The organism is Streptomyces sp. NPDC005202 (assembly GCF_040608235.1).
Classification (GTDB): domain Bacteria; phylum Actinomycetota; class Actinomycetes; order Streptomycetales; family Streptomycetaceae; genus Streptomyces.
Map to the genome: position 1 here is coordinate 26,371 of NZ_JBEXHW010000048.1, position 9,118 is coordinate 35,488.

6 protein-coding genes are annotated in these 9,118 nt (G+C 70.5%); 5 read left to right on the top strand and 1 reads right to left on the bottom strand.

The window, feature by feature from the left end:
• The first annotated feature begins 52 nt into the window (after positions 1 to 52).
• From ABZV31_RS35315 to ABZV31_RS35330, 4 genes are all read left to right on the top strand, one after another.
• Positions 53 to 808: a TIGR03089 family protein gene (locus ABZV31_RS35315; RefSeq protein ID WP_355900936.1), complete on the top strand. Its 756-nt coding sequence runs from the start codon at positions 53 to 55 to the stop codon at positions 806 to 808.
• Positions 809 to 1,205: 397 nt separating this feature from the next.
• Entirely contained in the window at positions 1,206 to 2,405 is a 1,200-nt protein-coding gene (locus tag ABZV31_RS35320; protein WP_355900937.1) for an LCP family protein, read from the top strand.
• Positions 2,406 to 2,637: 232 nt separating this feature from the next.
• Positions 2,638 to 4,383, top strand: a complete 1,746-nt coding sequence (locus ABZV31_RS35325) for an LCP family protein (RefSeq protein ID WP_355900938.1) — start codon at positions 2,638 to 2,640, stop codon at positions 4,381 to 4,383.
• Positions 4,384 to 4,459: 76 nt separating this feature from the next.
• Positions 4,460 to 6,133: an LCP family protein gene (locus ABZV31_RS35330; protein WP_355900939.1), complete on the top strand. Its 1,674-nt coding sequence runs from the start codon at positions 4,460 to 4,462 to the stop codon at positions 6,131 to 6,133.
• A 55-nt stretch (positions 6,134 to 6,188) separates the two neighbouring features.
• Here the strand turns inward: ABZV31_RS35330 and ABZV31_RS35335 are convergent, their stop codons facing one another.
• Positions 6,189 to 7,217 (bottom strand): glycosyltransferase family 2 protein, encoded by a 1,029-nt coding sequence (locus tag ABZV31_RS35335; RefSeq protein ID WP_355900940.1) that lies wholly within the window; start codon positions 7,215 to 7,217, stop codon positions 6,189 to 6,191.
• A 127-nt stretch (positions 7,218 to 7,344) separates the two neighbouring features.
• Between ABZV31_RS35335 and ABZV31_RS35340 the strand changes: the two genes are divergently transcribed.
• The gene (locus ABZV31_RS35340; protein WP_355900941.1) at positions 7,345 to 8,841 is read left to right on the top strand and encodes an LCP family protein; all 1,497 of its coding nucleotides are present in this window, start codon (positions 7,345 to 7,347) and stop codon (positions 8,839 to 8,841) included.
• Positions 8,842 to 9,118: the final 277 nt, after the last annotated feature.

Genomic DNA, 9,118 nt, shown 5'->3' on the forward strand with positions numbered 1-9,118 from the left:
CGGTGGCCCCGCCGCTCGGTGCGCGGGCGCGGGCCCGCGTACGCTTGCGCGGGTGAACGCCACCGAACGCACCCCCGCCGACCTGCTGCGTTCCGCGCTCGCCGCGGATCCCGGACGCCCCCTGGTGACCTTCTACGACGACGCCACGGGTGAACGCGTCGAACTGTCCGTGGCCACCTTCGCCAATTGGGTGGCCAAGACCGCCAACCTCCTCCAGGGGGACCTCGCCACCGGGCCGGGCGACCGGGTCGCGCTGCTGCTGCCTGCGCACTGGCAGACGGCGGTGTGGCTGCTGGCGTGCGCGTCGGTGGGCACGATCGCCGACGTCGGCGGGGATCCGGGGGCGGCCGACGTCGTGGTCAGCGGGCCGGACACGCTGGAGGCGGCACGGGCCTGCTCCGGGGAGCGGGTCGCGCTGGCGCTGCGGCCGCTGGGCGGGCGGTTTCCGCAGCCGCCGGAGGGGTTCCTCGACTACGCCGTCGAGGTGCCGGGGCAGGGGGACCGGTTCGCGCCGTTCGCGCCGGTGGATCCAGAGTGGCCGGCCCTGATCGTGGCCGGGGCGGAGTACACGGCGGCGGAGGTCGTGGAGCGGGCGCGGGCGGACGCGCCGGCGCTGGATCTGACGGGGCCGGGGTCCCGGCTGCTGTCCGGGCTGCCGTACGACACGTGGGAGGGGCTGAGCGCGGGGCTTTACGCGCCGCTGGCTGCCGGCGGGTCGGTGGTGCTGTGCCGGAACCTCGACCGGTTGTGCGAGGAGGCGCTGGCCAAGCGGATCGAGAGTGAGCGGGTGACGGCGACGGCCAGGTGAGCGGTGGCGGGGCGGGCGCGAATCTGTGCGTGCCCGGCGCTGCGGTTGCCATCGCCTGAGTCCGCTCGCCCCCGCCGGCGGGTGCCGCTGCGCCCACCCTGCCGCACCTGGGGGTGCCCCCAGGCCGCTTGAGGCACCAGGGGAGGCGCGACGGCCCGCAGCCACGCCGCTTGCATCCCCCGTTCGGCCCATCACCACCCGCCCTCCTCGCCTCCTCCGGGTCATCGTCGTAAGAGCAGCAACGCTCGTTCGCACGGCATGAGGGGTGGACCCAGACGTGACCCGCAGCGCAGGCACGCCAGGTGGGCCGCCGGAGGATCATGCCGGTGCCGTGGGGCCGGGCCTCGGTGCGTCGGCCACCGGCACCGGGCTCATACGGCGGCGTCGGCGGCGGTGGATGCGGGGCACCGCCCTCGGGGTCGCCGTCCTCGTCGTGGGCGCCGTAGGGATCGGGTGGGGTGTCTACGCCAAGCTCAGTGCCAACATCACGTCCGGCGACGCGGCCGCGGCCGAGCTCGCGCGGTACGAGAAGGAGCGGCCCGGCGCCCTGGTGAAGGACGCGCAGAACATCCTGCTGATCGGGTCGGACACGCGCTCGGGGGACGGCAACGCCCGGTACGGACGGGACTCGGGGACCGAGCGGTCCGACACCACGATCCTGCTGCACCTGGCCGCCGACCGGCACCGCGCCACCGCCGTGTCCCTGCCCCGCGACCTGATGGTGGACGTGCCGAGCTGCCACCGCCCGGACGGCAGCCGCACCGAGCCGATGTTCGCGATGTTCAACTACGCATTCGAGGTGGGCGGTTCGGCCTGCACCATCCGTACCGTCGAGAAGCTGACGGACATCCGGATCGACCACCACGTCGTGGTCGATTTCAGGGGGTTCAAGGAAATGGTCGACGCGGTCGACGGCGTCGAGGTGTGCCTGAAGGAGCCCATCGACGACAAGGCCGCCAAGCTGCGGCTGCCCGCAGGCAGGGTGACGCTCGACGGCGAGCAGGCCCTCGGTTACGTCCGCGTCCGCAAGTCCCTCGGCAACGGCAGCGACACCGACCGGATGGAGCGCCAGCAGCGGTTCCTCGGCGCCCTCGTCAACAAGGTGCGGAGCAACGATGTCCTGCTGAATCCGGTGAAGCTCTATCCCGTACTGGACGCGGCCACCTCGTCCCTGACCACCGACCCGGATCTGGCGAGCCTGCGCGGCCTGTACAACCTCGTGCGCGGCCTGCGCGACATCCCCACCGGACGTGTGCAGTTCCTGACGGTTCCGCGGGAGTCGTACGTCTACAACGCCAATCGCGACCAACTCGTGGAACCGGACGCGGAAAAGCTGTTCGCGCGGCTGCGCGCGGACGCGCCGGTCGAGGTCGCCAGGGAAGTTCCGCGGGATTCCGGCGCAAAGAGCCGCAATTCGGCGTCGGCAGACACCGATTCCACACAGGAAGGGGATACGTCTGCGCAGCCGTACGACTACCGTGCGTACAGCAATGCGGGCGCATTCGGCGACGGCAAGCGGGCCGACGACCCGTCGCACCCACCTTCCCCCGCACCGACGTTCCGCGGCAACACCGCAGCAGAGGGCTCCTGCGGGTAAAGCGACGGCCAAAGGCGAACTTTTGCCAATAGAAATGGGCGGATTGCCCAGTTGTAGGGACGTGGAATTTGCCACCGACGTCGCTTGACCCGGAAGGGTCCGGATAGTGTGAGCGATCCGGTGCAACCGGCCGCGAGGTCCTTCCTGGGGTCGTGCACTGTGTGAACCAGACCTGAGCGCCTTGTGGGGGGGGGAAGGCGCCGCGTGGCCCCGACGGAGGATTCGGACAACCGTGGACGCGCAAGGCCGTGGGCGGGCGGACAACATCGACCCCGCAGACCAGTGGGTACTCAATCCGAACACCGGCGAATACGAACTGCGACTGACTCCTTCCGCACCGCAATCGGCGGTTCCGGGCCCTCGTAGAGCCACCTCCCGCGGCAGCAGCGGCGGCGCGGTGCGCAACCGGACCGCGGCACCGGGCCGGCAGGCCCCCCGGGCCCCTGCCCCCGAGGTCCCGCACCCCCGCCGCAGGCGCGCCGCGCCGGAGGAGCCACCGCCCGGGCGGCGCGGACACCGGCCGGTGAAGAAGAAGTCGAAGGCGAAGAAGGTCATGCTATGGACCGGCGGCTCCATGGCCTTCGTCCTGGTCGCGGCGACGACGGCCGGATACCTCTACATCAAGCACCTCAACGACAACATCACCTCCGTCTCCGACGACGGCGCGGGCACCGGCGGCTTCCAGAAGGACAAGGCGATCAACATCCTGCTGATCGGCACCGACAAGCGCACCGGCAAGGGCAACACGGGCTACGGCGACTCCGGCAGCGTCGGACACGCCGACACCAGCATCCTGCTGCACGTCTCCAAGGACCGCTCCAACGCGACCGCGCTGAGCATTCCCCGCGACCTGATCGTCGACGTCCCGGACTGTCCGACGAAGCAGCCCGACGGCACCACCAAGGTCATCCCCGGCACGCAGAACGTCCGCTTCAACACGAGCCTCGGGCAGGACGGCCGTACGCCGAGCTGCACCATGCGCACGGTCACGCAGCTGACCGGCATCACCCCGGACGACTTCATGGTCGCCGACTTCAACGCGGTCAAGACACTGACGACGGCGGTCGGCGGGGTCGACGTGTGCCTGGGCAAGGACATCCACGACCCGGACTCGCACCTGAACCTGAAAAAGGGCATGCGCCACATCGAGGGCGAGCAGGCGCTGGCCTTCGTCCGCACCCGGCACGCGGTCGGCTTCGGCGGCGACCTGAGCCGGATCACCCTGCAGCAGCAGTTCCTCAGCGCGCTGATGCGGAAGCTGAAGTCCAACTCCACGCTCACCAACCCGTCGAAGATGCTGGACGTGGCCGAGGCGGCCACCAAGGCACTGACCGTCGACTCCAAGCTGGACAACATCGGCAAGCTGAAGGACCTCGGTCTGGAGCTGGGCAAGCTCAACCCCAAGAACCTGACGTTCACCACGGTGCCGGTGATCGACAACCCGGCCGAGAAGGTGCACGCGACCGTTGTCCTCAAGGAACCGGCGGCCCCGCAGGTCTTCCAGATGATCAAGGACGACGTCTCCTTCACCGAGGTCAAGAAGCAGCAGAAGAAGGAGAAGGACGCCGAGGCCGCCCGCCTGAAGGGCACTCAGGCGCCCGCCTCGGAGGTCCGGGTGCGCATCCTGAACGGCGGGGCAGCGGCCGGTGCCGCACAGGAAACTCTTACCTGGCTGCAGAATGATGAGGGCGTGCTCAAGTCCGAGAACGCAGGCAACGCGCCGCAGGAGCTCAGCAGGACCACGCTGGAGTACGCGCCCGACCAGGCGGCCCAGGCACGTAAACTCGCCGCGCTCATGGGGCTGTCCGGGTCCGCGCTGAAGCCGGGCAAGAGCGTGACCAACTCCCAGGGCCTGCCGGCGATGACGCTGACTCTGGGCAAGGACTTCAAGGGCGCGGGTGTCCCGCTCACCACTCCGACGAAGGCGCCGGAGAACATCCAGAAGTCCACGGCGGACAAGGTTCAGTGCGCCAAGTGACCTGACGGGCCTGTTGTGCGTCTAACAGGACGCATGACAGGCCCGTCGACGGCGCAAGGGTGGGGAGGCAGGGGACATGACGCAGAGCAGTGTGCGCGGGGAGCGGACGCGAGAGGGCGTCCGGCGCACTCGGGATGTGGACTGGACGGACGGACGGCCGGAGGAGGTCGAGGCCGCACCGGAGAGCGACGGGCCGGGCAGAGGCGCCGGCGTCGGAGACGGCGGGCGGCGGCACGACGGGGGGCGCCGACGCGGAGGCAAGCACCGCGTGCTGCGCTGGGCCGCGACGACCCTGTCGGTGCTGATACTCGGGACGGCCGCCGCCGGATACCTCTACTACGAGCACCTCAACAGCAACATACGCAAGGGCCAGCGCAGCAGCGGCGACTCCAAGGCGCAGAAGTCGGAGCCGGACGCGGCCGGCCAGACGCCGATGAACATCCTGCTGATCGGCTCCGACAGCCGTAACTCCGCCGAGAACGTGAAACTGGGCGGCAGCAAGGACAACCGCGGCAACCCGCCGCTGGGCGACGTCCAGATGCTCATCCACCTGGCCGCGGACCGCAAGAGCGCCGCCGTGGTGAGCATTCCGCGCGACACCCGGGTCGACATCCCCAAGTGCACCGACCCCGACACGGGCAAGGTCTACCAGCCCGTCAACACGATCATCAACGAGTCGCTGGCCCGCGGCGGCGCCGGCTGCACGCTCGCCACCTGGCAGAACCTCACCGGTGTCTACATCGACCACTGGATGACGATCGACTTCGCGGGCGTGGTGAAGATGGCGGACGCCGTCGGCGGCGTCGACGTCTGTGTGAAGCAGAACGTCTGGGACCGCCCGCTGCCCGGTGTGCCCGGCGGCTCCGGGCTGAAGCTCACGGCCGGCACGCACAAGGTGCAGGGCAAGCAGGCGCTGCAGTGGCTGCGCACGCGCCACGCCTTCTACAGCGACCTCGGCCGGGCCAAGGCCCAGCACATGTACATGAACTCGATGATCCGCACGCTGAAGGGCCAGAACGTCTTCACCGACACCGGCCGGCTGATGGACCTGGCGGAGGCGGCCACGAAGTCGCTGAAGGTCTCCGAGGAGATCGGCACGGTCAAGAAGCTGTACGACCTGGGCATGCAGCTGAAGACGGTCCCCACCGACCGCATCACCATGATGACGATGCCCACCGTCGAGGACCCGCAGAACCGCGACCACCTGATCCCGAGCTCGGGCGCCGAGAAGGTCTGGGAGATGGTCCGCGACGACATCTCCTTCGACAAGGGCGGCAGCTCGTCCTCGAAGAAGTCGACGAGCACCGAGCAGCCGACGAAGACCCCCGCGGACGCGGACGACAAGATCGGCGTGGTGGTGCAGAACGCCACGCGGACCTCGACGCTCGGCCCGGTCTCGGGCCGCGCCGGCACGCTCGCCCAGCTGCTCGTGCAGAAGGGCTTCACCAAGGCGACGGCGGACGGCTCCGCGGCGCTGTCCGAGGACAGGACGGTCGTCCGCTACCCGAGCGCCGAACTGGAGGGCGACGCACAGCGCATCGCCAAGGCGCTGGGGATTCCGATGAGTTCGGTGAAGAAGTCGACCGACGTCTCCGGTGTCACCCTCGTCGTGGGCGCCGACTGGCGCACGGGTACCACCTATCCGAAGCAGTCGGCGCCCAAGGCGGGCGATCTGCCCCAGAACGCCGACGCCATCAACGGCTCGGACAAGAGCCAGTGCATGGACGTGTACGCGCCCTACCGCTGGTAGCCGCACGAAGGGCCCCTCCGGCGGGAGGGGCCCTCAAGAACTCCGTGGACGACGCTCAGTTGGAGGCGAGGACCGCCGGCCGCCGCGAGGCGATGACCTTCTTCGCCAGGGAGCGGGGGCTGGTGAGGAAGCCCCAACCCCAGGACATGTGCATGGTGGCGAGGGCGACGGGGATCTGCAGCCGGGCCTTCAACGGCAGCCCCTTGCCCGCCGGCACCGACCCGGCGACGATCGCCGCCAGATAGCCGCCGGGCACCACGAAGCCCCAGGGAGTCAGGGCCGCGCCGACCACGATCCCGGCCACGATGGCGCACAGCGCGGTCGGCGGAGCGAGGTAGCGCAGGTTGATGGAGCCCTCGTGGTAGCGGGCGACGACGTGCCGCCAGCGGCCGTAGTCCTTGTACTGCTTGGCGAGGGCCTTCACGTTCGGGCGGGGCCGGTACGACACCTTCAGCTCGGGCGAGAACCAGATCAGGCCGCCCGCCTCCCGGATGCGGAAGTTGAGCTCCCAGTCCTGGGCGCGGATGAACTCCTCGTTGTAGCCGCCCTGTTGCTCCAGCGCCTCGCGCCGGAAGACGCCCAGGTAGACCGTCTCCGCCGGACCTGCCTCGCCGCCGGTGTGGAAGGCCGCGTTGCCGACGCCGATCTTCGACGTCATGGCGGCCGCGACCGCGCGCTCCCAGTCGTTCTCGCCCTCGGCGTGCATGATGCCGCCGACGTTCTGCGCGCCGGTCTCTTCCAGGAGCCGTACCGCCGTGGCGATGTAGTTCGGCGACAGCATGCCGTGGCCGTCGACGCGGACCACGATCGGGTGGCGGGAGGCCTTGATCGCGGCGTTGAGCGCGGCGGGGGTGCGGCCGGTCGGGTTCGGGACCGTGTGCACCCGCGGGTCTTCCCGGACGAGCTCGGCGGCGATCTCGTCCGTGCGGTCCGTGGACGGACCGAGGGCGATCACCACCTCCATCTCGCCGTCGTACTCCTGCGCGAGGATCGCTTCGACGGCTCCGCGCAGATGCCGCTCCTCGTTGAGGACGGGCATGATCACAGACACGGCGGGGAGCCGCACGTCGGGCTTGGCGTTCATCGGTGCTCACGTTACCGCGAACGGGGGACACCGGTGCGCGCCGCCGGGTCACTGCCCCGGGCAGCAGATCGTATGGCCCTACGGTGCTCACGGAGCCCACCCACGCCTTTCGCGGAGGTGTCCCCCCATGTCCACCAAAGCGCCCCGGCCCCCTGCGCAGCCGCAGCGCCGGCCGCAGCAGGCCGCCGCCCCGTCGCGGCCGGACCGCGCGCCGTACCCGCGCCACGTACGGCGCAGGAGACCGCGCTGGGCCATGCGGGCGGTGACCACGCTGTCCGTGGTGGTGCTCGCCTCCGCCGGGATCGGGCACGCGGTGGTCGCCAGCCTGGACGCGGACATCGCCCGGGTCGACCCCTTCAAGGACATGAAGAACCGCCCGCAGGCGGGTCACGGCATGAACGTCCTGCTGGTCGGCACCGACGGCCGGAACAGGATCAGCGAGCAGGAGCGGCGCAGGTACCGGCTCGGCGGCCAGCCCTGCCACTGCACCGACACGATGATGATCGTGCACCTGTCGGAGGACCGGGGGCGGGCCAGTGTGGTGAGCCTGCCGCGGGACACCTACACCGAGGTTCCCGCGCACGTGGACCGGAACACCGGGCAGCTGCGCGGGCCGCACCCGGTCAAGCTCAACGCGGCGTACGCGGAGGGCGGGCCGAACCTCACCGTGCGCACGGTCGAGAACATGACCCACCTGAAGATCGACCACTACCTCGAGGTCGACTTCACCACCTTCATGAGGACGGTGGACGTGCTCTCCGGCGTGCAGATCTGCACCACCGCGCCGCTGAAGGACTCCTACACCGGCCTGGACCTGCCGGCCGGCCACCACACGCTCACCGGGGGCCAGGCCCTGCAGTACGTCCGCTCCCGGCACGTCGACGGGGCCAGCGACCTGAGCCGGATGAAGCGCCAGCAGCGCTTCCTGGCCGCGCTGATCGAACGGGCGACCTCCTCCCAGGTGCTGCTGAACCCCATGCGGTTCCGGGACGTGACCCGGGCGGTGCTGGGCTCGGTGCGGGCGGACAAGGGTTTCCACACGGACGAGCTGCTGGACCTCGGGCGGGCGATGCGGAACTTCTCCCCCTCCTCCTCGGAGTTCACGACCGTCCCCCTCGCGCAGCTGGCCTACGTCGTCAAGGGCCTCGGCTCGGCCGTGAAGTGGGACCAGGCGAGGGCGGACCAGCTGTTCGGGGCCCTGCGCGAGGACCGGCCGCTGGCCGTGCACCGGCCCCGGCCCCGGCACACCGGCCCGGTGACCGTGGAGGTCGCCCCGCAGCAGATCCGGGTCCTGGTGGCGAACGGGACCGGCACCGTCGGGCTCGGCAAGCGGGTGGACGCGGCGCTGGCGGCGGCCGGGTTCCGGACGACGCGGGCTCCGGTGGACGCGAAGGACCACGCCCTGAAGCGGACCGTGGTCCTTTTCGACCCCCGGTGGGACCGGTCGGCGAGGTCACTCGCCGCCGCGCTGCCGGGGAGTGAGCTGCGAGCGGTGCCGGGGCAGGGGGCCATGCTCAAGGTGATCGCGGGAACCGACTTCCGGCAGGTGCGGAAGGTGCGGGCGGAGGACCCGGCGCAGGCGGCCTCCGCGGTGGTGACGGGCGACGAGGTGGTGTGTTCGTAAGGGCGGGCGTCCCTGTCCCTCTCAGTCGGCTCAGCGCCTGAGTCCGCGTAGCCCCCTTTGAGCCTGCGTAGTCCCTCTCGGTCCTCGTAGCCCTCTCGGTCCTCGCAGGCCCCAGTCCGCGCAGGCCCTCACAGTCCGCGCAGGCCCTCTCGGTCCTCGCAGCCCCCCAGTCCGCGCAGGCCCTCAGTCCTCCCTACCTTGTTGATCGGGATGAGCGAGCCATTCGTAGGGTTGGCTCACCCAGGGGGTCCGGGTGTGGCTTTCAGTCCTCTGCCGC

Coding starts and splice junctions, on each gene's coding strand:
- ABZV31_RS35320 (WP_355900937.1), top strand. CDS start 1,206: ATGCGGGGCACCGCCCTCGGGGTCGCCGTCCTCGTCGTGGGCGCCGTA.
- ABZV31_RS35330 (WP_355900939.1), top strand. CDS start 4,460: ATGACGCAGAGCAGTGTGCGCGGGGAGCGGACGCGAGAGGGCGTCCGG.
- ABZV31_RS35335 (WP_355900940.1), bottom strand. CDS start 7,217: ATGAACGCCAAGCCCGACGTGCGGCTCCCCGCCGTGTCTGTGATCATG.
- ABZV31_RS35340 (WP_355900941.1), top strand. CDS start 7,345: ATGTCCACCAAAGCGCCCCGGCCCCCTGCGCAGCCGCAGCGCCGGCCG.